The 22,338-nt window shown below is 63.4% G+C and carries 20 protein-coding genes; 13 read left to right on the top strand and 7 right to left on the bottom strand.

Translation table 11 applies throughout. The features are described 5' to 3' along the window. Positions 1–489: 489 nt before the first annotated feature. From XH80_RS33845 to XH80_RS33855, 3 genes are all read right to left on the bottom strand, one after another. Entirely contained in the window at positions 490–837 is a 348-nt protein-coding gene (locus XH80_RS33845) for an MAPEG family protein (RefSeq protein WP_271602358.1), read from the bottom strand. A 430-nt stretch (positions 838–1,267) separates the two neighbouring features. After that, on the bottom strand, positions 1,268–1,861 hold the full coding sequence (locus XH80_RS33850; protein WP_271602359.1) for a DUF6647 family protein: 594 nt from the start codon (positions 1,859–1,861) through the stop codon (positions 1,268–1,270). 236 nt (positions 1,862–2,097) lie between these two features. Next, positions 2,098–2,334 (bottom strand): DUF1127 domain-containing protein, encoded by a 237-nt coding sequence (locus XH80_RS33855; RefSeq protein WP_271602360.1) that lies wholly within the window; start codon positions 2,332–2,334, stop codon positions 2,098–2,100. 150 nt (positions 2,335–2,484) lie between these two features. Here XH80_RS33855 and XH80_RS33860 point away from each other — a divergent pair, with 150 nt between their 5' ends. Both XH80_RS33860 and XH80_RS33865 read left to right on the top strand, forming a co-directional pair. Next, the gene (locus XH80_RS33860; protein WP_271602361.1) at positions 2,485–4,074 is read left to right on the top strand and encodes a winged helix-turn-helix domain-containing tetratricopeptide repeat protein; all 1,590 of its coding nucleotides are present in this window, start codon (positions 2,485–2,487) and stop codon (positions 4,072–4,074) included. Between the two features lie 311 nt (positions 4,075–4,385). Continuing rightward, a complete protein-coding gene (locus tag XH80_RS33865; protein WP_271602362.1) occupies positions 4,386–5,843 on the top strand; it encodes a M81 family metallopeptidase in 1,458 nt (485 codons plus the stop codon). 126 nt (positions 5,844–5,969) lie between these two features. On the opposite strand, the gene XH80_RS33870 is transcribed toward XH80_RS33865, so the two are convergent. After that, complete coding sequence (locus tag XH80_RS33870) at positions 5,970–6,731, bottom strand: FCD domain-containing protein (protein ID WP_271602363.1); 762 nt, start codon at positions 6,729–6,731, stop codon at positions 5,970–5,972. A 220-nt stretch (positions 6,732–6,951) separates the two neighbouring features. Between XH80_RS33870 and XH80_RS33875 the strand changes: the two genes are divergently transcribed. Together XH80_RS33875 and XH80_RS33880 are read left to right on the top strand one after the other, a co-directional pair. Continuing rightward, complete coding sequence (locus XH80_RS33875; protein ID WP_271602364.1) at positions 6,952–8,598, top strand: L-lactate permease; 1,647 nt, start codon at positions 6,952–6,954, stop codon at positions 8,596–8,598. A 116-nt stretch (positions 8,599–8,714) separates the two neighbouring features. Then, complete coding sequence (locus tag XH80_RS33880) at positions 8,715–9,887, top strand: alpha-hydroxy acid oxidase (protein ID WP_271602365.1); 1,173 nt, start codon at positions 8,715–8,717, stop codon at positions 9,885–9,887. Here XH80_RS33880 and XH80_RS33885 read toward each other — a convergent pair. Then, positions 9,881–10,819: a LysR family transcriptional regulator gene (locus XH80_RS33885; protein ID WP_271602366.1), complete on the bottom strand. Its 939-nt coding sequence runs from the start codon at positions 10,817–10,819 to the stop codon at positions 9,881–9,883. The genes XH80_RS33880 and XH80_RS33885 overlap by 7 nt on opposite strands. Positions 10,820–11,031: 212 nt before the next feature. Between XH80_RS33885 and XH80_RS33890 the strand changes: the two genes are divergently transcribed. The 6 genes from XH80_RS33890 to XH80_RS33915 all read left to right on the top strand — a co-directional run bounded on the left by XH80_RS33890 (position 11,032) and on the right by XH80_RS33915 (position 16,911). After that, the gene (locus XH80_RS33890; RefSeq protein WP_271602367.1) at positions 11,032–12,111 is read left to right on the top strand and encodes an ABC transporter ATP-binding protein; all 1,080 of its coding nucleotides are present in this window, start codon (positions 11,032–11,034) and stop codon (positions 12,109–12,111) included. Between the two features lie 30 nt (positions 12,112–12,141). Continuing rightward, positions 12,142–12,855, top strand: a complete 714-nt coding sequence (locus XH80_RS33895) for an HAD family hydrolase (RefSeq protein ID WP_271602368.1) — start codon at positions 12,142–12,144, stop codon at positions 12,853–12,855. A 15-nt stretch (positions 12,856–12,870) separates the two neighbouring features. Further along, positions 12,871–14,178: an NAD(P)/FAD-dependent oxidoreductase gene (locus XH80_RS33900; protein ID WP_271602369.1), complete on the top strand. Its 1,308-nt coding sequence runs from the start codon at positions 12,871–12,873 to the stop codon at positions 14,176–14,178. A gap of 22 nt (positions 14,179–14,200) precedes the next feature. Next, positions 14,201–15,247, top strand: a complete 1,047-nt coding sequence (locus XH80_RS33905) for an ABC transporter substrate-binding protein (RefSeq protein WP_271602370.1) — start codon at positions 14,201–14,203, stop codon at positions 15,245–15,247. A gap of 69 nt (positions 15,248–15,316) precedes the next feature. After that, positions 15,317–16,129 (top strand): ABC transporter permease, encoded by an 813-nt coding sequence (locus tag XH80_RS33910; RefSeq protein WP_271602782.1) that lies wholly within the window; start codon positions 15,317–15,319, stop codon positions 16,127–16,129. After that, positions 16,126–16,911: an ABC transporter permease gene (locus XH80_RS33915; RefSeq protein WP_271602371.1), complete on the top strand. Its 786-nt coding sequence runs from the start codon at positions 16,126–16,128 to the stop codon at positions 16,909–16,911. Before XH80_RS33910 ends, XH80_RS33915 begins: the two co-directional genes overlap by 4 nt. A gap of 132 nt (positions 16,912–17,043) precedes the next feature. On the opposite strand, the gene XH80_RS33920 is transcribed toward XH80_RS33915, so the two are convergent. Next, complete coding sequence (locus XH80_RS33920; RefSeq protein ID WP_271602372.1) at positions 17,044–17,694, bottom strand: TetR/AcrR family transcriptional regulator; 651 nt, start codon at positions 17,692–17,694, stop codon at positions 17,044–17,046. Positions 17,695–17,901: 207 nt separating this feature from the next. On the opposite strand from XH80_RS33920, the gene XH80_RS33925 reads away from it, so the two are divergent. From XH80_RS33925 to XH80_RS33935, 3 genes are all read left to right on the top strand, one after another. Continuing rightward, the gene (locus tag XH80_RS33925) at positions 17,902–19,239 is read left to right on the top strand and encodes an MFS transporter (protein WP_271602373.1); all 1,338 of its coding nucleotides are present in this window, start codon (positions 17,902–17,904) and stop codon (positions 19,237–19,239) included. Between the two features lie 22 nt (positions 19,240–19,261). Next, positions 19,262–20,722: a carboxylesterase/lipase family protein gene (locus XH80_RS33930; protein WP_271602374.1), complete on the top strand. Its 1,461-nt coding sequence runs from the start codon at positions 19,262–19,264 to the stop codon at positions 20,720–20,722. Positions 20,723–20,829: 107 nt separating this feature from the next. Further along, positions 20,830–20,988 carry a hypothetical protein gene (locus tag XH80_RS33935; RefSeq protein ID WP_167353964.1) on the top strand — a complete coding sequence of 53 codons (159 nt, stop codon included), beginning with the start codon at positions 20,830–20,832 and terminating at the stop codon, positions 20,986–20,988. Positions 20,989–21,005: 17 nt separating this feature from the next. Here the strand turns inward: XH80_RS33935 and XH80_RS33940 are convergent, their stop codons facing one another. Next, positions 21,006–22,316, bottom strand: a complete 1,311-nt coding sequence (locus tag XH80_RS33940) for an MFS transporter (RefSeq protein ID WP_271602375.1) — start codon at positions 22,314–22,316, stop codon at positions 21,006–21,008. Positions 22,317–22,338: the final 22 nt, after the last annotated feature.

Genomic DNA, 22,338 nt, shown 5'->3' on the forward strand with positions numbered 1-22,338 from the left:
TGCTCCTCCGAATCGTGGGAGCCTCAAACGGCGCCCACTCCTTGGCACTCTCGTGCCGGTGGAGGAGCCGTCCACAGCATCAAAGGCAGACATAGACCCGAGAGATATCAGATAAAGCCTTCGATGTACTCTCGCACCGCCCTTGTGTCGCCAGCCGCGGCAGCACAGATGCCAAATGCATGGATTTCATGAGGCAATGCGGTTAATTCCTTGAGAGTGCCAAAGGAACGGAGCCCAACGCCCTATGCTATCGCAGGATGTCCGTTGAGGAGCGGTGAACGGACCTCCGGCAGATGCTTCTGCCCATGCCACGTTGGATGCGATAGCAAGCTGCGAACTTACATGCGAAGGGCCCAGTGGCTGCCGACATCATTGACGCAAAGCAACAATCAGCGTCCAGCAAGTCATAAAGATTAGAATTAGAGAACCCACCGTCCAGAGTGTTGCGCGCGTATCGTGAGTCCTTGCCGTGAAATATGCGGCGAAATGCTATAGCCGCGAGACCACGTAACCGTACAGCAGCCATTGCGTGAGCGCTATTGATGGCTCGGTCAAGATGAAGAGGAATCCAGCGACTAGGAAAAACGGCAGATTTTCGAGATCGTTCAGCTGAATTCGCCGGATGCGGTCCACATATTCATTTGGTGCTAGTTGTTCTGAGTTTGGATGTGGGTTGAGGATGGTCTTCTTGATGTCCTCGGGTGAGCGAAATCCGCCTCTTACTTGCATCATCCGAACAACCGTCAACCACGACATCGTGAGAGCTTTGAGAACCATGATGGAGGCTGCGATCGCATAGGTACGAAAAAGCGGATCGTGAAAGCTGAGCTTGTCCATATCGCATCGCCTTCGTTTTGCTCGGTCATTCAACCACACAGAAGCGGGGAGCGGCTAGGCCCCAAAGTCCGCTTCGGGTGAGGAGCGCCGTTTCGACGGTTGGCCCTTGCTTCTGGTCCAATCCGATAAGCTGACAATTGAAGACGCCGCCCAAACTTCGCATTCGGGCCAAGAGCCGACCTGTGCGCCAGCGACAAATTGGGTAGGTGCGCCACCGTCGGCGAACTCAGGGAATAAGCGGCGCTGGCAGCGGCCCCGTTGGCAGTGGGACAAATTGATTCTGCTGCCCCCGGGCCATCGCCAGGATTATCAAGATGATTGCAATGACCGCGAGAAGTTTGACCATCGATCGAATTCTGCTGAAAACTTGTTCGTACGTCCAAGTTCTTGGCTTTGCGCTGCGTCGTAAAAGCAATCGTCCGCGACCAGATCAATACATGCATGCTGAAGAAATCAGCACCGTAAACATGTCCACGTCGAACTCTTTCTCCAGGCTCAGACCGAACCGCTCCAGCCATTTTGCCTGAGCCAGGTAGGCCGTGTTCTCCCGCGCCTGGGGGCAATCGAATTTGAGCTTTCCCAGATTCTGAAGGTGATGAACCATTTCATGGACCAGGACCGATTGGTCCGCCGGCGAAGTCGAGTCCCAATCGTCAGGAAGCAGGATCGTACTCCTATGGTTGTCGTAGAGTGCGACGACCTCGCGCTGAGCGGCTTGCCCATCGTTTCCCATGAAGCTTTGCGAAGACGCAAGGTCCCTTGCACGTAACCTCGCAAGCTCCATCCTTGATGCAAATTCAATGGCAGGACGATCTTTGTTGGCTGGGAGGTCAAAATTTGACGAGAGCCAAGTTACAATCTCTTCCAACAGGTCTTCCGAAGGTTGAACCGCGTCAGAATGCAACAAGACCGAACGCGACCCGGTGGACGCGCTGCCCTCCAAAGCATATTCGCAATGACCTCCTGAGGATGTCGCCAACGTGAGAGAGGCAACTACAGCGACCATAAGAAATTCTTTGAACATGACCCTCTCCTAGAGGCTGTTCGGAATACGGACGCTCTTCCAATACCCTTAGTCAGCAGTTGAATGGCTGAATCATAGCATTCGCTTGCCGACGCCATTGTGAACCCATTCACACCAGAGAAGCCACAACGCCGGTCACCGAGTATGCTGGTGAGCGGCGCGGGTGGTACCTCGCCGGGATACAAACAGACCGCCCATCGTAGTGACAGTGAGCACGCCTATCGCCGATTGCCGAGCTAGGATGAACGAAAGATGGTTGGTTCGATGGATGGGTTCGAGGTGACGAAGTCGATCTCACCGCGCGTGATACCAATGTCCATAAGCTCGCTGTCCGTCAGGCAACACAGCTGCATTCGCAGCCTCTCGCGTTTGCGCCACTCACAAAACGCATCCCAATATGCTTCGAGGGGGCTGTAATACTGCCGCCTTGCAGTTGCCGGTCCAAACTCAGTGGTCCCGTGGATCGTGCTCATCGCGGTGTGTCCAAGTTGGGCTGTTTCACCAAACTAAAGCTGCCTGCACATCCGCTGGCGCGCTTAACAGGTGGCTTACATTCTCCTTACCGGCAGCTTATTCTTTGCGCTCCTGAGGCTTCAGAGGTGACCTCGAAAAGGAATGGCAGCTTGCGTTATCTCTTTGATGACTACGCCTTGGACACTGACCGACGCGAACTGCACCGCGCAACGGACGTGATTGTTGTCACACCTCAGGTGTTCGATCTGCTTGACTACCTGATCCGAAACAGGGAGCGGGTCGTCAGCAAAGACGACCTCACCAACGCCGTTTGGAACGGACGTATCGTTTCCGATGCCGCCCTGACGACCCGCCTGAATGCCGCTCGGAGCGCAATTGGCGACACGGGCGAGAAGCAGCGCCTAATAAAAACATTGCCTCGCAAAGGCTTCCGCTTTGTTGGCGCCGTTCGGGAAGTCCCGAGACGCACTGTTGACCCTCTCGGTTCGGCAGTGCAGCGCAGCGATACGATGTCAAGCTCATCTACGGCGCCGCGTTTATCCATTGTTGTGCTGCCGTTCGCCAACCTGAGCGGCGAGCGCGAGCAGGACTATTTTGTCGATGGCGTAACCGAGAGTTTGACCACCGACTTGTCGCGAATTAGCGGCTCATTCGTGATTGGACGGCACACAGCATTCACCTACAAGGGGAAAGCGGTCGACCTGAAACGGATCGGGCGGGAGTTGAACGTCCGCTACGTGCTGCAAGGCTCGGTGCAGCGGGGTGGCAACCTGGTTCGCGTGAACGTGCGGTTGGTTGACGCCGAGACCACCAATCACCTTTGGGCCGAACGCTTCGATAAGCCAGTCGCGGATCTTTTTGATATGCAGGACGAAATTGTATCGAGGCTCGCCAACAGCTTGAATGCGCAGCTTATTGAGGTTGAGGCGCGGCGAGCAGATCGCGCGCTGCATCCAGATGCGATGGATTTGTATTTCCAAGGCATGGCTTGCTTAAACAAGGGAAGGATTCCCGAGTATCTTGCCCAAGCGCGCAGTTTTCTTGAACGCGCCTTGGCGCTCGATCCCAAAAATGTCGAGGCGCTGGTCGCGTTGGCAAATATTGACCTGAATAGTGGTGCATTCTATTTGACAGATGATCCGGCCGCACGGTTCGCGGCGGCTGAGACGGCCTTGATCAAGGCTCTGTCATTGGCCCCACAGCACGCGCGGGCCCACCGGCATCTTGGACACGTCAAGATTTTCACCAACCGCGCGGCTCAAGGCCTTGCTGAATGCGAGCAGGCATTGGCACTGGATCGAAACTTGGCCAGCGCACACGGGTCCATCGGTATGGCCAAGTATTTTCTTGGTTGCGGCGCTGAGACCGAGGCCCATATCCAGAACGCACTCCGCCTCAGTCCTCGCGATACGGACGCTTTTATTTGGATGATAATCGCCGGCCACGCTAAGCTACAGCTCGGCGCCGACGAGGAAGCGGTCGCGCGGTTCCGTCGCTCAATGGACATCAACCGAAATCATCCCCGTGTAAACTTCTATCTCGCCGCCGCCTTGGCGCTGCTCGGCTCGCTCGATGAGGCAAAGGCCGCTGTGCAGGCAGGACTTATGCTTGACCCAAACTTTACCCTCCGCACCCTCCGCCGCTTCAACGCCCATGCAGCCAGCAACAATCCAACCTTCATCGCCGGAGGCAAGCGCGTCTACGAGGGCATGCGCATGGCGGGGGTGCCGGAAAGGTGATGTCGGAGATGGGTCACTTTCGACGGTTTTGGCTGAGGTTGCGGGCTGGTTGATGTCCGCTCCTTTCCGTAAGCGTCGGGCCAGCGGCGTTGCGGTTGGCCGGACTGCCGTGATTCAAGCTCCCGAACTGGAGCCTGAATCATGCGCAACGAACTCGTCGAATTCGTCAGCCGCGTCGCGCCGGTGGCCGGGCCGCCTCCGCGGTCTCGCCCAGCTGCGTGGCGCCATCCGGGCGATCATGCATTAAAGACGGTTGCGCCTGCCGCCATAGCGGGCGTTATTGCGCTTCTCAACGTGAGAAGTGAAATCCCATGCGCGTCTTTTCTGCCGCCCTTGCCACCGAGACGAACACCTTTGCGCCGATGCCGACGGGCGTGTCGGCGTTTCATGAGCGCGCCTACTATCTCGCGGGAAAGCATCCCGATGCGATGCAGATGCACGGCGGCCCGCTCTGGGCCGCGCGGGAGGTCGGGCCGTCGCGGGGCTGGACGCTGATCGAGGGTCTGGTGGCGGCAGCCGTGCCGAACGGCATCGTGACGCGCACAGCCTATGAAAGTCTCCGCGACCAGCTGCTCGGGGATCTCAAGGCGGCGCTTCCCGTCGACATGGTCCTGCTCGGCATGCACGGCGCCATGGTCGCCGACGGCTATGACGATTGCGAAGGCGACCTCCTGGCGCGCGTCCGGCAGATCGTGGGACCGGATACGGTGGTCGGCGGGACGCTCGACCCGCACACCCATCTCAGCGACGCGATGGTCGGCAATGCCGACCTCCTGATCTGCTGGAAGGAATATCCGCACACGGACATCCTGGAGCGGGCGCGGGAGCTCGTCGAATTCTGCACGGCGCTGGCCGAGCAGCGCCTCGAGCTGCGCGTCGCTGTTATCGACACCGGGATGATCGCGCCGCTGCACACCACGCGCGAGCCGGGCAAGAGTTTCGTGAACCGCGTGCGCGCACACGAGGGCAAGGACGGCATTGTCTCCATCTCCGTCGTGCACGGCTTTGCATCGGGCGACGTGCCTGACATGGGCACCAAGATGCTGGTCTATAGCGATGCCGCCGCCGATCCGGACGGCGCACGGGGACAAGACGTGGCGCAGCGCCTGGCGCGCGAGCTGTGCGACCTGCGCGGGGCGCTGAGCGAGCGACCGGTCGGGATCGATGCCGCGATCGACGCCGCGCTCGCCGCTGATGGCACGGTGGTGCTCGGCGATGGCAGCGACAATCCGGGCGGCGGCGCACCCGGCGATTCGACCTATATCCTGCGGAGGCTCATCGATCGCAAGGTCGCGAGCGCCTGTCTCGGGCCATTGTGGGATCCCGGTGCGGTACGGATCGCCTTCGATGCCGGCGTCGGCGCGCGCATCGCCTTGCGCATCGGCGGCAAGATCGGGCCATTGTCGGGAGATCCTGTCGACGCCGTCTGGGAGATCCGCGCGATCAAGCCGGACATGGTCATGACGGGACTTGCGGGGACGCCGGCGAAGCTCGGCGACTGCGCCCTGATTGCCTCTGACGGCGTCGAGGTCGTGCTCTCGACCTTCCGCTGCCAGACCTTCGGTGTCGACGTCTTCACCCAGCTCGGGCTCGATCCCGCGCAGCGCAAGATCGCCGTCGTCAAGTCATCGCAGCATTTCCGCGCGTCGTTCGAGCCGATCGCCACGCGCGTCATCATGGTCGACGCGCCCGGCGTCGTGGCCCGCGACATCACTTCGCTGCCATACCGCAAGATCCGCCGCCCGAAATGGCCGCTGGATGCGAGCTGACGGCCGGTCATTAAAGCGTGAAATTAGGTTTGGTCGGCGGGTCCGTGTTTCACCTCTCCCTGCGGGAGAGGTGACTCGAGTTCTTGGCGCGCACCGATTCATCCCAATCCCGTCGCGTTTTAGCGGTCAGGCGAGAAAATCGCTGCGGTTGACGCGGCTCAACGATGTCTCCAGCCGAACACTGTCGCGCCTGATTTCCTCGACCGTCTCGAAAGTGAAGCCGATATGCGCGGCCGCTGCCGCCTCCGCCTCCTTGGCCTTGCCGGCGATCACGGCCTCCGCGAGCGTCAGGTGCTGCTGGAGCAACTGATCGCGGACGCCTTCGCGCAAATAGAGCTGCGCGCGGCTGTAGAAGATATTGTTGCGCAGGAGGTCGGCGAGCGCGCGCATGACGTGAAGCAGGACCACGTTGTGGCTGGCCTCGTAGATCAGCAAATGCAGGTCGACGTCGGCGTCGCCTTCCTGCGAGGGATCCTCAAGCTTGTGAGCCTTCTGCATCCGGTCGACGCAGTGCCGGATCGCCTTGCGGTCGAGGTCGGTCGCGCGCATGGCGGCAAAGCGGGCCGCATGCGCCTCCTGAATCCGGCGGAATTCGAAATAGTCGGCCGTGACGCGCGGCTTGTCCTGCAGCAGCGTGGCGAGCGGCCGAAACAGCGGCGAGAGGAATTGGGCGACGAACGTTCCCGAGCGCGTGGTGGCGAGCAGCCCCCGCTGTTCCAGGATCTGCAGCGCCTCGCGCAGCGACGGCCGCGAGATGTCCAGCTTCTCGGCCAGGTCCCGCTCGGCCGCCAGCTTTTCACCGGGCCGGAGCACGCCCTCCAGGATCAGCCGCTCGATGTGATCGGCCATCGCTTCCGCGATCTTGGGTGTGCGAACGACGTTGCTCAAGTGGCACCTATCTGTCTGGGCGAGCGTATGGATTCGTCTTGCGACTATGGACCTTGGCAGGCATCGGTCAAGTCCGCTCCCCGTCATCGATCAATTATGAAATATCTTTCCCAATTGACAGTACTGGTAAATTAATTTTACCAATAGGATGATAGGATAACAGATATGCCCAAGATCGCGGTTCAGCGCGGCGGCGTGAGGAAACGCGAGGAGAAGTCTCATGACGTGGACGCAGGTTTACGACCCTTTCAATAATCCGTGGCTTTCGACCGCGGCGGCGGCCCTTCCCGTGGTCGTCCTGCTGAGCGCGATTGCGATCTTCGAGATCAAGGCGCACTGGGCGGCGGCGATCGGCCTCGTGACGGCGCTTGGCGTTGCCATCCTCGGCTTCGGCATGCCGGCGCCGATGGCTGCAATGGCGGCGATCTATGGGGCGGGCTTCGGGCTCCTGCCGATCGGCTGGATCATCATCAACATCATCTTCCTCTATCAGTTGCTGAACGAGAAGGGCGAGTTCGCGGTGCTGCAACGCTCGATCAGCTCGATCAGCGACGATCGGCGGCTGCAGCTGCTGTTCATCGCGTTCTCGCTCGGGGCTTTCTTCGAGGGAGCCGCCGGGTTTGGCACGCCGGTCGCCGTCACCGCCGCAATGCTGATCGGGCTGGGCTTTTCTCCGCTCGCCGCATCCGGCCTGTCGCTGATCGCCAATACGGCTCCGGTCGCCTATGGGGCGCTCGGAACGCCGGTGATTGCGCTCAGCGCCGTAACGGGGCTCGATCTGCAGGCGTTGAGCGCGATGATCGGTCGGCAACTGCCGTTCTTTTCGCTGCTCGTGCCGTTCTGGCTGATCTGGGCCTTCGTCGGTTTTCGGCGGATGCTCGAAATCTGGCCGGCGATCCTGGTCGCGGGCGTCTCGTTCGCCGTTCCGCAATATCTGGTCTCGAACTTCCATGGTCCGTGGCTGGTCGATGTGATCGCCGCAGTGGTCTCGATGGCGAGCCTTGCGCTGTTCCTGAAGATCTGGCGCCCTGCGAACGCGATGAAGGAGATGCCGGCGCGCTATGGCGTGCCGCTCGCGGCCGAAGCGCCCAGCGGCAAGACGACGAAGGCGGCCGTCGCCAAGGCGTGGACGCCGTGGCTGATCTTCTCTGCCTTCGTCTTCGCCTGGGGAACGCCGCAGGTGAAGAGCTGGCTCGACAGTATCTGGGTTGCGAAATTTCCCGTCGCGGGGCTGCACAACCTCGTGCAGAAAGCTCCGCCGGTCGTGGCAAAGCCCGCCGCCGAAGGCGCAGTCTATGTGCTGAATCTGCTCTCGGCGGCTGGTACCGGCATCCTGCTGGCGGCGATCATCTCGGGACTGCTGGTCGGCTACGGCCCGCTCGGCCTGGCGCGGATGTATGTGCGTACGCTGCATCTGACGCGCTATTCGCTGGCAACCATCGCCTGCATGCTGGCACTCGGTTTCGTCACGCGTTACTCCGGCACGGACGCCACGCTCGGGCTCGCCTTTGCCAAGTCCGGATCGCTCTATCCGTTCTTCGGTGCATTGATCGGCTGGATTGGCGTGGCGCTCACGGGATCTGACACGTCGTCGAACGTGCTGTTCGGCGGGCTGCAGCGCATCAGCGCCGAGCAGATCGGCGTCAGCCCGGTGCTGATGGCGGCTGCCAACAGTTCCGGCGGCGTGATGGGCAAGATGATCGACGCGCAGAGCATTGTGGTCGCCTCCACCGCGACGAAATGGTACGGCCACGAAGGCACGATCCTGCGCTTCGTTTTCTTCCACAGCCTCGCCTTGGCCGTTCTGGTCGGCTTGATGGTGCTGGGCCAGGCCTATCTCTGGCCGCTGAAGCTCCTGGTGCCCTAAAGCGCGATGAGCTTGGGTTGAATCGTTATCGCGCTTTAGTTCTTTGTTTTGAGCATGATCTTTTCGGAAAACCGCTTCACACTTTTCCGAATCATGCTCTGAGGGGAGGCCGCAAGATGCGTCTCGCACAGTGTCACAATTTCCATGACTTCCGGCGGCTGGCACGCCGCCGGCTGCCGGGACCGATCTTCGATTATATCGACGGCGGAGCCGACGACGAGACGAGCCTTCGGCGCAACACCGCAAGCTTCGAGCAGTGCGACCTCGTCCCCAATGTGTTGCGTGGCGTGGGGCAGGTCGACCTGTCGGTCACCGTCATGGGCCAGAAGCTGGCGCTGCCGTTCTACTGCTCGCCGACCGCCTTGCAGCGCCTGTTCCACCACCAAGGCGAGCGTGCCGTCGCCGCGGCCGCGGCGCGCTACGGCACCATGTTCGGCGTTTCCTCCCTCGGCACGGTCGGCCTCGAGGAGCTGCGCAAGGCCCACGCCACGCCGCAGGTCTATCAGTTCTATTTCCACCGGGATCGAGGCCTCAACCGCGCCATGATGCAACGTGCCAAGGAGGCCGGCGTGAACGTGATGATGTTGACGGTCGACAGCATCACCGGAGGAAATCGCGAGCGCGATCTGCGCACCGGCTTCAGCATACCCTTCCGCCTGACGCTATCAGGCATGCTTCAGTTCGCGATCAAGCCGATGTGGGGCATCCAATATGCCACTCACGAGAAGTTCAGGCTGCCGCAATTGGACGAGCACGTCGACATGAGCGGCGGCGCCATGTCGATCGGCCGCTATTTCACCGACATGCTGGACCCGTCGATGAATTGGGACGACGTCGCCGAGATGGTGCGGACCTGGAACGGGCCGTTCTGTCTCAAGGGCATCATGTCGGTGGAGGACGCGCGGCGCGCGGTCGAGATCGGCTGCGCGGGGATCGTTCTGTCCAATCATGGCGGACGGCAGCTCGATGGCTCCCGCTCGGCTTTCGATCAGCTTGCCGAAATCGTGGATGCGGTGGGCGACCGCATCGATGTGATGATGGACGGCGGCATCCAGCGCGGGACCCACATCCTCAAGGCGTTGTCGCTCGGGGCCAAGGCCGTCGGCCTCGGACGATACTATCTCTATCCGCTCGCCGCGGCCGGCCAGCCCGGCGTCGAGCGTGCGCTCGGCCTGCTGCGCGCCGAGCTCGAGCGCGACATGAAATTGATGGGATGTACCTCGCTCGGTCAGCTGTCGCGTGCCAATCTGCGCTTCAGGAGCGGATCATCAGCCGGTTGCTCTCAATAGCAGGCCGCCATCGCTCCGAGCTTGGGATAGAGCTTGTCGATCGCCGCGATTTCGCTGTGCATCTGGGCGATGATCCAGTCGCGGATCTCGGCGGCGATGGGGCGCATTGGCCGGTTGCGCGGGGGGAGGAATTCGCAGATGCGGCGCGTGGTGGTGAGCCGGTCGGAGGCCGGCACCAATGCGCCGGTCAAAAGCCAGTGCGAGGCGACCGTGAGCCAGCCGAGCGCGATGCCCTGGCCGAGTAGCGCCGCCTGCACCACGACGGCATAATCGGTGAAGCTCAAGCCCTTGGCGGCGCCGCGGCGGCCGGTGAGCAGCGAGGCGTAATCCGCGGCCCAGTCGCCCGGCGTCTCGGCGAGGCGAATGATGGTGTTGCCCTCGGCGGGATCGGTCGCGTCGAGATAGGTCGGGCTGCACATCGGCAGCATCACCTCCTTCATCACCAGCGTGCCGCCGGACGATGGCTCCTCGCGATCACGAAAGCGCATGCCGAGATCGACATTCTCCACCGGCCCGCGTAGCGCTCCGGAGATGAGCTGGAAGCGCAGATCGACCTGCGGAAACTGCTTCTGCAGCTTGTCGATGCGCGGCATCAGCCAATGCGTGGTGAAGGCGGAGGAGACCGACAGCGTCACCGTCTCGGTGCCCTTGCGACGCCGCTCGATCTCGGTGAGCCCGGTCTCGATGCTGCGAAAGCCCTCGAGCACGCGGCGATAGAGCAGCTCGCCTTCCTCGGTGAGCACCGCGCGGCCGGCTTTGCGGTCGAACAGCCGCACGCCGAGATGCTCCTCGAATTGACCGAGCATGCGGCTCACCGCCGGCTGCGTCACGTTCAACTCGGCGGCGGCGGCCGTGAAGCTGCCATTGCGCGCCGCTGCGTCGAAGACGAACAGGGCGTTGCTGGAGGGCAGCATGCGGCGGAGCTCTGGCATAACGTCATGTTATGATCCTGGTGAGAATTTGGCAATTGCCGGATTTTCGCAAGTCTGGTGTCATTGCCATGACAGCCTTAAAGACAGGGGCCTGCGAGCGAAGATTTGGTGCGGTGCACGCCGCGCCTCTGAATGCTGCAAAACCCTGTCTATAAAGCAGGCTTATGGCGTGCAGTCAGGCACGTCATGGCGGGATTGCGCGAGGTCGATCGTTGGACAAACGAGCGGAAAGCGTCGAGATCAGGTCCGCGAGCAAGGCGTATGGCGCCGTTCGCGCCCTCGACGACGTGTCCCTCAATGTCGGCGCCGGCGAGTTCGTCTCGCTGCTCGGTCCTTCCGGCTCCGGCAAGACCACGCTGCTCGGAATTTTGGGCGGCTTCATCCTGCCGACCTCTGGCACCATCCTGTTCGGCGGCCGCGACGTCACCTACATGCCGCCGCACAAGCGCGACATCGGCGTCGTGTTCCAGAACTACGCGTTGTTCCCGCATATGAGCGTCGGCGAGAACGTCGCCTTTCCCTTGCGCGCACGCCGCCTGCCGAAGGCGAGCTGGCCTGACAGGGTGCGCGCGGCGCTCAGCATGGTCGGCCTTGCCGGCTACGAGGCGCGCGGCATCGCGCAGCTCTCGGGCGGCCAGCGCCAGCGCGTGGCGCTGGCGCGCGCCATGATCTTCGAGCCGCGGCTGATCCTGATGGACGAGCCGCTCTCGGCGCTCGACAAGCAGCTGCGCGAGACCATGCAGATCGAGCTGCGCGCGCTGCACAGGCGCATCGGCGCGACCATCATCTACGTCACCCATGACCAGCGCGAGGCGCTGACCATGAGCGACCGCGTCGCCGTGATGAAGGATGGAAGGCTGATCCAGATCGACGCGCCGGCGCGCCTGCACGATCACCCGGCCGATTCCTTCGTCGCCAGCTTCATCGGCGAGGCGACGATGCTTCCCGTCCGCCGCGTCGATGCTTGCAGTGTCGCGCTCGGCAACGCGCTGCTGCGCAGCGCCCGCGCCATTCCTGATAGCGATGCGCTGATGCTCGCCGTGCACAGCGAGAAGCTGCTGATCGACGACGGCGCGCAGGATGCCGCCTGCAATCGGCTGACCGGCACGGTCACCGACATCGTCTATCAGGGCGAGAGCCTGCGCATCTTCCTGGCGCTCGAAGGCGGCGTCGCGCTCAGCCTGCGCCAGCCTTCCTATCATCAAGCTTACCTGCGCATCCCGCCGCTCGGCGGCAGCCTCACCGTCACCCTCCACCCCGAGGACACCATCGTCGTGCCCCGGGTGGACTGAAGCCTTGTTGCAACCTGAGAGAAGAAGCACATGTCGACCCAAGCCGCGTTCAGCAATTTCAAGGTTCTCACCTTCGACGTCGTCGGCACCTTGATCGATTTCGAAACCGGCGTGCTCGAAGCCGTGCGCAGGATCGGCGGCAGGAAGGCGGCCGAGCTCAGCGACGAGCAGATCTTCGAGCCCTACAAGCGCGGCCGCGACAAGCATTACGAGCGCTCCAGCGAGGTGATGTTCCACGTCTATCGCCATCTCGCCACCGAGCTCGGTTTGCCTGCCGACGACGCATCCTGCGACGTGTTCCAGCTCTCGGTGCTGCGCTGGGGCCCGTTCTCCGATTCCGTCGAGGCGCTGAAGCGGCTGCGGACAAAGTTTCGCCTGGTGGCGATGACAAATGCCGACCGCGTCGCGCTCTCCTGTTACGCCCATGCGCTCGGCAATCCCTTCGACGACACCGTCTGCGCCGACGACACCGGCGTGGCAAAACCGAATCCGGAGTTCTTTGCCTACAACAAGGGCCGGCAATCCGCCTTCGGCTACAAGCAGTCCGACATCCTGCACGTCGCGCAGAGCCAGTATCACGACATCGGGATCGCGCGAAAACTCGGCTACAAGGTGTGCTGGATCGAGCGCCGCCAGGGCATCGCAGGTTTCGGCGGGACGCCGGCGGTGGAGACGCTGACCAAGCCGGACTTCCACTACCCGACCCTGAAGGCGCTGGCCGACGCGGCCATCGGCCCGGCTTAAGGGACGGGTGCCGGCATGACACGGGACTGGCGCGCGCTGCCATCGGCCAACTCGCTGTGGGAAGCCACGGCGGAGCCGGCGCGCGCCTTTCCGGTGCTCTCCGGCGAGCAACAGGCGGATGTGGTGATCGTTGGCGCAGGCTATACCGGCCTCTCCGCCGCGCACCACATCGCCAAGAGCGGGCTGACCCCTGTCGTGCTCGAGGCCAACAGGCCGGGCTGGGGAGCGAGCGGGCGCAATGGCGGCGTGATCACCGCAAAGTTTCGTCTCTCGTTTCGCGAGATCGATGCCGCGCATGGCCGCGCCATGGCGAGGCGCATGTACGAGATCGCGCATGAATCCACCGACATGGTCGAGGAGCTTGTCTCCGAGTTCGGCATCACCAGTGCGAACCTGACCCGCACCGGCCAGGTCAAGGCGGCGCACAACGAAACCACGCTGAAGGCTGCCATCGACGAAGCCAACTGGATGACGCGCGAAATGGGCTCGGCCGAGGTTCGTATCCTCGACAAGCGCGGCGTGCGCGAGGAGACCGGCTCCGACATTTTCGTCGGCGGCGTGCTCAATCCCGGCTCGGGCGGCGTCCATCCGCTGAATTATCTGCGCGGCCTCGCCGACGGGGTCGCGCGTCGCGGCGTTCAGATCTTCCAGGAATCGCCGGTCGTAAAACTCCGGCGCGAGGGCGACGGTGTCGTCGCAGAGACGCCGCAAGGTGCGGTGCGCGCCAGGCAGGCGATCATCGCCACCAACAGCTATTCCGATCTCACCGGCGCCACCGCGCAACTCCAGCGCACGCTGATCCCGTTCCGCAGCGCCCTCATTGCGACGGAAAAACTGCCGCGCAATCTCGCCGGCAAACTGATGCCGACGGGGCGCACCTATACCGAGACCAAGCGCATGATGCGCTGGTTCCGCATGGTCGACAATCGCGTGATCTTCGGCGGCCGCGGAGCCTTCGGCAAGCAGGATTCGCAAACCGCCTTCGACGCGCTGCGCAAGGCGATGGTCGGCATCTTCCCTGATCTGGCCGATGTCCCGCTCGAATACAAATGGTCGGGCCTTGTCGCGATGACGCTGGACTCGGTGCCGCATATCGGCCGGATCGACGACCGCACCCTGGTCTCGCTCGGCTACAACGGCGCCGGCGTTGCCATGTCGAGCCTGATGGGCCGCTATCTCGCCGCCTTCGTGCGCGGCGAGAGGCCCGATGTCGCACTGCTCGACGTCAGCCGCATGAAACCCATTCCGTTCTATCCGCTGCGCGAGCCCGCCGTGCGCATGGTCGCCGGCTGGTACCAGTTTCTCGATGCGATCGGTCGGTGAAATCACTTTGAAGGAGGCGAGGATGATGACGAAACGGAATTTTGGATTGGGCTGTGCGCTGGTGGGCGCAATGGGATTGACCACCTCGGCTGATGCCGCCGAGCAGATCACCTTCGTCTCGCAGGGCGGCGCCTATCAGCAGGCGCAGACGGTGGCGATCCTGGATCCCTCTGCCAAGAAGCTCGGCATCACCATCAACCAGGATTCGATCCCCGACGCCTGGCCTGCGATCAAGACCCAGGTCGGCAGCGGCAAGCCGATCTGGGACGTCGTCGACACCCCGACCGGCAACTGCCTGCGTGGCGGTGAGCAGGGGCTGATGGAGAAGCTCGACTTCTCGAAGATTCCAAACGGTGCGGCGATGCCGGAAGCCTATCGCAGTCCCTATTCGGTCTCCTACGAATTTTATTCCAGCGTGCTGTCCTACAGCCAGAAGACGTTCCCGAAGGACGCCCCGAACAGCTGGGCCGATTTCTGGGACGTGAAGAAATTCCCCGGACGCCGCGCGCTGCGCAACCATCCCTTCGCGACGCTGGAGGCGGCGCTGATGGCCGACGGCGTTGCGCCTGACAAGCTCTATCCGCTCGACGTCGACCGCGCCTTCAGGAAGCTCGAGGAGATCAAGCCTAACATCACGGTGTGGTGGACCTCGGGTGCGCAGTCGGCGCAGCTGCTCAATGACGGCGAAGTCGACATGGAGATGGCCTGGAACGGCCGCGTCAGCGCCGTCGCCAAGGAAGGCGCCAAGGTTGCTTTCACCTACAACCAGGGCATCCTGCAGAGCACATCGCTGTGCATCCTCAAGGGCGCACCGAATCTCGACACGGCCGTAAAGTTCCTCAACGAGGCCGTCGATCCCGTGCACCAGGCCAATCTGCCGCTCAACATCGACTACGGCCCAGGCAATCCCAAGGCGTTCGAGACGGGCGTGATCAACCCCGAGCGCGCAGCGCAATTGCCGAGCGAGCCGGCGAACGCTTCGAAACAAGCGCTGATGTCCTACGCCTGGTGGTCCTCGCCGGCGGGCGAAGCCGCCGAAAAGCGCTGGGCGTCGTTCATGCAGAAGTGAGTGAGGCCAGCCTTGGCGACTTCAGTGCCAGATCCCTCCCAAAAGCATCAGCGCCGCGAGCACGGCCTGATGCTGGCATTGGCGTCGCCGGCGCTGCTGGTGATCCTGGCTCTGATCGTGCTGCCGGTCGGCTGGCTGGCCTGGCAGTCGATCTACCATGACGGCTTTACAGTGGAGAACTATCGCCGCGTCTTCACCGAGGACATCTATTGGCGCAGCTTCGCGCTGACCTTCGAGATCAGCCTCGCGGTCACCGTGATCGCGCTGCTGCTCGGCTATCCCGTCGCCTACCTCGCCAATTCCGTGCCGAAGGGCTGGAGCATCCTGATCCTGTCGCTGGTGGTGCTGCCGTTCTGGACATCAGTGCTGGTGCGCGCCTATGCCTGGCTGGCGCTGCTCCAACGCACCGGCGTGATCAATCAATTCCTGCGCTATCTCGATGTGATCTCCGAGCCGCTGGCGCTGGTGCACAACACCTTTGGCACGGTGGTCGCGACCGTGCACATCCTGCTGCCGTTCATGGTGCTGCCGCTCTACGCCACCATGCAGAAGATCCCGGGTGACTTGATGCAGGCCGGCGCCAGCCTGGGCGCAAGCCCGTCGCTGACATTCTTTCGCGTGTTCCTGCCGCTGTCGCTGCCGGGCGTGCTCGCGGGCTGCACCATGGTGTTCGTGCTCTGCCTCGGCTTCTACATCACGCCGGAGCTGCTAGGTGGCGGCCGCACCGTGATGGTGTCGACGCTGGTGAGCCGCAATGTCGAGCTCTACAACCAGTTCGGTGCCGCGAGCGCGGTCGCGGTGGTGCTGCTCCTCGGTGTGCTCGCGATCTTCTTCGTCGTCAGCCGCTTCATTTCGCTCGATCGCGTGTTGGGGCAGAAATGACGCGGATCTCGCCCGCTCGAATTGCCCTCTACGTGATCAGCGCGCTGGTGCTGCTCTATCTGATCCTGCCCGTGCTGATCATCGCGCCGATCTCGTTCTCCAGTGCGCGCTTTTTGACCTTCCCGCCGCCGTCATTCTCCATGCGCTGGTACCAGCAGTATTTTTCAAATCCGGCCTGGATGCAGGCGACGCGGGTGACGCTGACGGTGGCGCTGTTCACCGTGGTGATCGCAACGCCGTGCGGTATCGCCGCCGCCTATGCCATCAGCCAGTCGAAACTGCGCATCATGCGGCTGATCCACATGGCGCTGCTGCTGCCGCTGGTGGTGCCCATCATCATTACCGCGGTCGGCATCTTCTTCGTCTATGCCAAGGTGGGCCTGGTCGCGACCATGCCCGGCCTCGTGCTGGCCAACGTGATGCTGGGCTTGCCTTACGTCGTCATCTCGGTGCTCGCGGGCTTGCAAAGCTTCGATCCCGCGCAGGAGATGGTGGCGCGCAGCCTCGGCATGAACCGGTTGCGCAGCTTCTTTGCGGTGACGCTGCCGCAGATCAAGTCGAGCGTGATTGCGGGGAGCATCTTCGCCTTCATCTCGGCCATGGACGAGACCATCGTCGCGCTGTTCATTTCCGGCGGCCAGTATCAGCCGCTGACCAAACGCATGTTCACCGCGCTCCGCGACGAGATCGACCCGACCATCGCCGCAATCTCGACGCTGATGACGGCGGCGTCGTTCCTGCTGGTGCTCGCGGCGAGTACGCGGCAGAAGAAGGCGGGGTAGGGCTCCATTCCCGGTGTCATCGTCCGCGAAGCGGGCGATCCAGTATTCCAGAGACGGCAGTGATTCCTCGATAGGCGCGGCGTACTGGATTCCCCACCTTCGCGGGGAATGACAGCGAGTGTGTGGCGGCTGTTAAGCCTTGGCCTCCAGCCACGCCAGGATCATCTCCACGATCTGGCTTCTGCTCCTCGCCAGCACCTTCGGCTCGCTCAGGTCGCGATCGAACAGGGCCCCAAACGTATGCCGGTTGGCGACGCGGAAGAAGCAGTAGGAGGAGATGGCCAGATGCAGATCGATGGCGTCGACGTCGTCGCGGAACGCGCCCTCGCTGCGGCCGCGCCTGAGGATGCTGTCGAGCGTCGCGATCACGCTGGCGTTGAGCTCACGCAGCTGGGGATTCTGCTTCAGATGCTTGCCGTGGTGGATGTTCTCGATCGAGACGAGGCGGATGAAGTTCGGGTTGCGCTCGTCGTGGTCGAAGGTCGCCTCGATCAGCCGGCGCAGGCCTTCGCGCGCGTCGCAGCTTTCGATATCGAGCTGGTCTTCCAGCGCGCGGATGCTGCGATAGGCCTCTTCCAGCACGGCGAGGTAGAGCTGCTCCTTGCCGCCGAAATAATAATAGATCATCCGCTTGGACGTGCGGGTCCGCGCGGCGATCGCGTCGACGCGGGCGCCGGAATAGCCCTCCGAGGCGAATTCGGCCATCGCCACTTCGAGGATGTCGCGCTTGGTGCGTTCGGGGTCGTTGGTGCGCTTGGATGGGGGCGGCTTGCGCTTGAGCATCACAATTTCTCCCGCCGGTTCTATGGATCACCTTGAAGGTGAAGGCAAATTTCGCCCAATCCGACGACCCAGGATGCTTGCATAAACGTACTAGTTCGTACATTATGCGGCGAAACCAAGGTTGCGGCAACCAGAAGCAAAAGCCCGCGGAAAGCCGGATGGGCATGACGCGGGCTGCGGTCGCCATCGCATACGGGAGGACGATTGATGAGCTTGACCTCAACTGCATCGCTGCACGCGCCGTCCAGCGCGGAGACAACACAGAACAAGCTGCCGAAGCGCGCCGCGCTCGTCAGCTTCGTCGGCAGCATGCTCGAATACTACGACTTCTTCATCTACGGCACTGCGGCGGCGCTGATCTTTCCAAAAGTGTTCTTCGCCAATGTCGATCCCGGCACCGCGACGCTGCTCGCGCTGCTGTCGTTCGGCATCGGCTATATCGCGCGCCCCGTCGGTGCCGTCATCCTCGGCCATTTCGGCGACCGCATCGGCCGCAAGACGGTGCTGCTGTTCACGCTGGTGGTGATGGGCTTCTCGACGCTGGCGATCGGCCTGTTGCCTGATGCCAAGACCATCGGCAATGCCGCGCCCATCATCCTGACGCTGCTGCGCCTGTTGCAGGGCCTGTCGGCCGCTGGCGAGCAGAGCGGGGCGAACTCGCTGACGCTGGAGCATTCCGCCAATTCCAACCGCGCCTTCTTCACGAGCTGGACGTTGAGCGGCACCCAGGCCGGCGCGATCCTGGCAACGCTGGTGTTCATTCCCGTCGCCGGCATGCCGGAAGACCAATTGCTGAGCTGGGGCTGGCGCATTCCGTTCCTGCTCTCGGCGCTGGTGCTGCTGGTGGCTTATCTGGTGCGCCGGACCATGCCGGAAACGCCAGTGTTCGAGGACATCAAGGACAAGGCGCAGGTGGCGCGCTTCCCCGTCGTCGCGCTGCTGCGCGACTACTGGCCGGACGTGCTGCGGGTGATCGTCTGCGCGCTGATCGCGACCGTCAGCACGCTCACGGCGGTGTTCGCGCTCGGCTATGCCACCAGCAAGTTCGGCGTCGCGCGTCCGACCATGCTGTGGGCCGGCGTGCTCGGCAATGTCGTGGCGCTGTTCGCGCAGCCGCTCTGGGCCTTGCTCGCCGACAAGATCGGCCGCAAGCCGGTGTTCATCGGCGGCGTGCTCGGTTGCGCCGTGCTGCTGTTCCCTTACTTCATGCTGGTGACGACGGGCAGCACGACCGCGATCTTCACTGCTGCGATCGGCCTCTACATCATCTACTCCGCGCCCAACGCGATCTGGCCGTCGTTCTACGCCGAGATGTTCGAAGCGCGGGTGCGCTATTCCGGCACGGCGATCGGCACCCAGCTTGGCTTCCTCGCCGCCGGCTTCACGCCGCTGGTGAGCGCAAGCCTCGTCGGCGAGGGTCCGAACGGCTGGATTCCGGTTGCGATCTTCGTCGCCGGCTGCTGCGTCGCCTCGGCCGCGGCCGCATCGACCGCGCGCGAAACCCATAAGGTCGACATCGCCGATCTCGGCAAGCGGCGCGCGTGAGCGCAAGACGGGACAAAGACCGATGCTGACCTGCGCCGTTCCGACCACGCTCGGTCCCGTCATCGGGGCCGAGCAGGGGCACGTCCGCGCCTTCAAGGGCGTGCCGTTCGCGATGGCGCGGCGCTTTGCCAAGGCGACGCCGCCGCTTGCGTGGACCGAGCCGCGCCGCTGCACGGATTACGGCCCTTACGCACCGCAGCCGGGGCAGCTCGATCAGCCGGAAGACTCCTGTCTCAGCCTCAACATCTGGACGCCTGTCGGCGCCGATGGCCCGCTGCCGGTGCTGTTCTTCATCCATGGCGGCGCCTTCGTCACCGGTGGCGGCGCCGACTATGACGGCACCTTCCTCGCCGCGCACGGCCCGGCCGTCATCGTGACCATCAACTACCGGCTCGGCCCGCTCGGCTTCCTGCAACTGCATCGCCATGGCCTGAGCGAAGCCGACAATCTCGCGATCTCGGATGCACTCGCCGCGCTCGACTGGGTCCATGCCAACATCGCCAATTTCGGCGGCGATCCTGACCAGGTGACGCTGTCGGGCCAGTCGGCCGGTGCGTCGATGGTGATTGCACTCGCGACGTTGCCGCAGGCGAGGGGCAAGTTCACCCGCGCGCTGGCGCTGAGCGCGCCGGGGCGCAACATCATGAGTGCGGATCATGCCGACCACATCGCGCGTCGGGTGCTCGCGGAGCTCGAGATCGAGCAAGACCCAAGCGCGATCGCATCGGTGCCGCTGCCAAACCTGTTTGCAGCCGTCGAGCGTGTCGGCCGCAGGATCGCGGACGAAACGGAAGCAGGCACCGTGTTCGGGCCCGTGCTCGATGGCAGCGTGATCCCGCGTGAGCCGCGCGATGTGTTTGCCGATGGGACTCTGCGCGATGTCGAGCTCTGGCTCGGCTCCTGCCGCGACGAGATGGTGATGTTCCTGAAGAGCACCCCGCCCGCCGCGATGATCCGCACCAGCGAGCGCAATTTGCGCGTTGCCTTTGGCGACGCCGGCTGGGAACGGCTGCTGGCCTGCTATCGCGGTTCAGTGCGTCCCGACGAGAACCCGTACGAGGCGCTGCTGTCGGATGCGTTCTGGCACCGCCCGATGGCCGATCTGGCGCGGAGCCACGCCGAAGCAGGCGGCGCGGTGTGGCTCAGCCGGTTCGACCATCGCCCGGCGCTGGAGCCGTTTCTGTCCCAGGGCCCGACCCATGGCGCCGACAATGCCTGCCTGTGGGCGCATCTGCCTGATTTCATCGATCGCCCGATCCTGAAGCGCAAGGGCGGACCGATGATGCCTGCCGATATCGACGTCGCAGCACGGTTTCAGACCAGCCTGCTGCGCTTCGTGACTTCAGGCATGCCCGATGTTGCTGAAGCCTGGCCGCGGTTCGAGCCTCACAGGGAATCGCTCGCCATCTTCGGCCAGCCGTTTCAGGTTGTCCCTCTCAACGAGGGCGCGCGTTCCCGCCTGTGGGCGGAACTGAGCGCGTGAGACGGGGTGCTCGAAGCCGCCCCCTGTAATCTGCTTCACAGGCGAATGCGTCGATCTGCGCTAGATGAAGTCAGGCCCTGTCCAAGCGGCCGACTTCGGAGCTGGCGATGATTGCTGCACTGGCAAGAGCAATATCCCGCGCGACGGGAACCAATGTCGATTTCGAAACCCTGAAGATCCTCGTGATCTTCTCGGGCGCGGGCCTCCTGGTCTCGCTCGTCGCCGCGATGATCTACGGACAGGCTCTCAACGCCGCTCTGTTCTGAGCGCGTCGCAATCGCCGTCAGGCCACGGGTTCCTTGGGACGGCTTCGCTCACGCGGCGCCAGCGGCGGCGCCTGCTCCAGCGGAGCTGCTTCGCGTGGCGAGGTGTCGCTGCCTGGGACGTGTTCGACCGGCGCAGCGCCGGTGTCGCGCCAGGCAACAAACCAGATCAGCAAGCCGAGGACCGCCAGCCCCGCGCCGACGGGACCGGTCGAGGTCCAGCCGAGCCCCTGACGAATGGCAAGGCCACCCAGGAACGGGCCGAGCGCATTGGCGGTGTTGAACGCCGAATGGTTGAGCGCGGCGGCAAGCGCCTGCGCATCTCCGGCAACATCCATCAGCCGCGTCTGCAAGACGGCGCCGAGCGCGACGCTCGCGCCGATGGCAAAGATGTCGATCGCGAGCAGCCAGGGATTGCCGGCCACAAGCGGAAACACCAGCAGCGCCACGGCCGCAAACACCAGGATGCCGCCCGCGGTCGGCATCAAGGCGCGGTCGGCGAAGCGCGGCACGAACAGATTGCCGAGCGTGGCGCCGATGCCGAAGATGGCCAGGAAGAACGGGATGACCTCGGTGCTGACCTTGGTGACCTCGATCAAGGTCGTCGCGAGATACGTGTAGACGGCGAACATGCCGCCGAAGCCGATGGCGCTGATCGCGAGCGTGGTCCAGACCCGGCGGCTTTTGAGCGCGCCGAGCTCGCGCAGCGGATCCGACCGGCCGGCCCGGTCGCGCGGCGCGAACAACGCGCACAGCAGCATCGTGAACAGGGCCAGCACCGACACGAGGCCGAAACTCGCGCGCCAGCCGACCATCTGGCCGATCAGATTGGCTAGCGGCACGCCGATGATGGTGGCTATAGTCAGGCCCAGCATCACCTGGCCGACCGCTTGCGAGCGGCGGTGTTGCGGCACGAGCGAGGCCGCAACCAGCGCGGCGATGCCGAAATAGGCGCCGTGGGGCAGACCCGAGAGGAAGCGGGCCGCGACCATCGAGCCGAAGCCGGGCGCCAGCGCGGTGAGGGCGTTGCCGAGCGCGAACACGGCCATCAGCGCCAACAGCTGCGTGCGCCGGGCGAATTTCGCGCCGAGCACCGCGATCAGCGGCGCGCCCAGCACCACGCCGAGCGCGTAGGCGCTGATCGCGTGTCCGGCGGTCGGCTCGTCGATATGAAGGTCAGCCGCAAAGAACGGCAGCAGGCTCATCGATGCGAATTCGGTGGTCCCGATCGCAAAGCCGCCCATCGCGAGCGAGAACAGGACGATGGCGAGATGAGGGGAATGGGATTTCGGTTTCGCGCTTGGCGAGGTCGCGTGAGGCGAGGTCGTCATGTGTCCTGCTTAGGTGACGGCA

It is taken from the genome of Bradyrhizobium sp. CCBAU 45384, assembly GCF_028128665.1.
GTDB classification, from domain to species: Bacteria; Pseudomonadota; Alphaproteobacteria; order Rhizobiales; family Xanthobacteraceae; genus Bradyrhizobium; species Bradyrhizobium manausense.

What these genes read in the sequence shown, in the direction of transcription:
- XH80_RS33845 (WP_271602358.1), bottom strand. Translation starts at nt 837, where the DNA reads ATGGACAAGCTCAGCTTTCACGATCCGCTTTTTCGTACCTATGCGATC.
- XH80_RS33850 (WP_271602359.1), bottom strand. Translation starts at nt 1,861, where the DNA reads ATGTTCAAAGAATTTCTTATGGTCGCTGTAGTTGCCTCTCTCACGTTG.
- XH80_RS33855 (WP_271602360.1), bottom strand. Translation starts at nt 2,334, where the DNA reads ATGAGCACGATCCACGGGACCACTGAGTTTGGACCGGCAACTGCAAGG.
- XH80_RS33865 (WP_271602362.1), top strand. Translation starts at nt 4,386, where the DNA reads ATGCGCGTCTTTTCTGCCGCCCTTGCCACCGAGACGAACACCTTTGCG.
- XH80_RS33875 (WP_271602364.1), top strand. Translation starts at nt 6,952, where the DNA reads ATGACGTGGACGCAGGTTTACGACCCTTTCAATAATCCGTGGCTTTCG.
- XH80_RS33880 (WP_271602365.1), top strand. Translation starts at nt 8,715, where the DNA reads ATGCGTCTCGCACAGTGTCACAATTTCCATGACTTCCGGCGGCTGGCA.
- XH80_RS33885 (WP_271602366.1), bottom strand. Translation starts at nt 10,819, where the DNA reads ATGCCAGAGCTCCGCCGCATGCTGCCCTCCAGCAACGCCCTGTTCGTC.
- XH80_RS33895 (WP_271602368.1), top strand. Translation starts at nt 12,142, where the DNA reads ATGTCGACCCAAGCCGCGTTCAGCAATTTCAAGGTTCTCACCTTCGAC.
- XH80_RS33900 (WP_271602369.1), top strand. Translation starts at nt 12,871, where the DNA reads ATGACACGGGACTGGCGCGCGCTGCCATCGGCCAACTCGCTGTGGGAA.
- XH80_RS33905 (WP_271602370.1), top strand. Translation starts at nt 14,201, where the DNA reads ATGATGACGAAACGGAATTTTGGATTGGGCTGTGCGCTGGTGGGCGCA.
- XH80_RS33910 (WP_271602782.1), top strand. Translation starts at nt 15,317, where the DNA reads ATGCTGGCATTGGCGTCGCCGGCGCTGCTGGTGATCCTGGCTCTGATC.
- XH80_RS33915 (WP_271602371.1), top strand. Translation starts at nt 16,126, where the DNA reads ATGACGCGGATCTCGCCCGCTCGAATTGCCCTCTACGTGATCAGCGCG.
- XH80_RS33920 (WP_271602372.1), bottom strand. Translation starts at nt 17,694, where the DNA reads ATGCTCAAGCGCAAGCCGCCCCCATCCAAGCGCACCAACGACCCCGAA.
- XH80_RS33925 (WP_271602373.1), top strand. Translation starts at nt 17,902, where the DNA reads ATGAGCTTGACCTCAACTGCATCGCTGCACGCGCCGTCCAGCGCGGAG.
- XH80_RS33930 (WP_271602374.1), top strand. Translation starts at nt 19,262, where the DNA reads ATGCTGACCTGCGCCGTTCCGACCACGCTCGGTCCCGTCATCGGGGCC.
- XH80_RS33935 (WP_167353964.1), top strand. Translation starts at nt 20,830, where the DNA reads ATGATTGCTGCACTGGCAAGAGCAATATCCCGCGCGACGGGAACCAAT.
- XH80_RS33940 (WP_271602375.1), bottom strand. Translation starts at nt 22,316, where the DNA reads ATGACGACCTCGCCTCACGCGACCTCGCCAAGCGCGAAACCGAAATCC.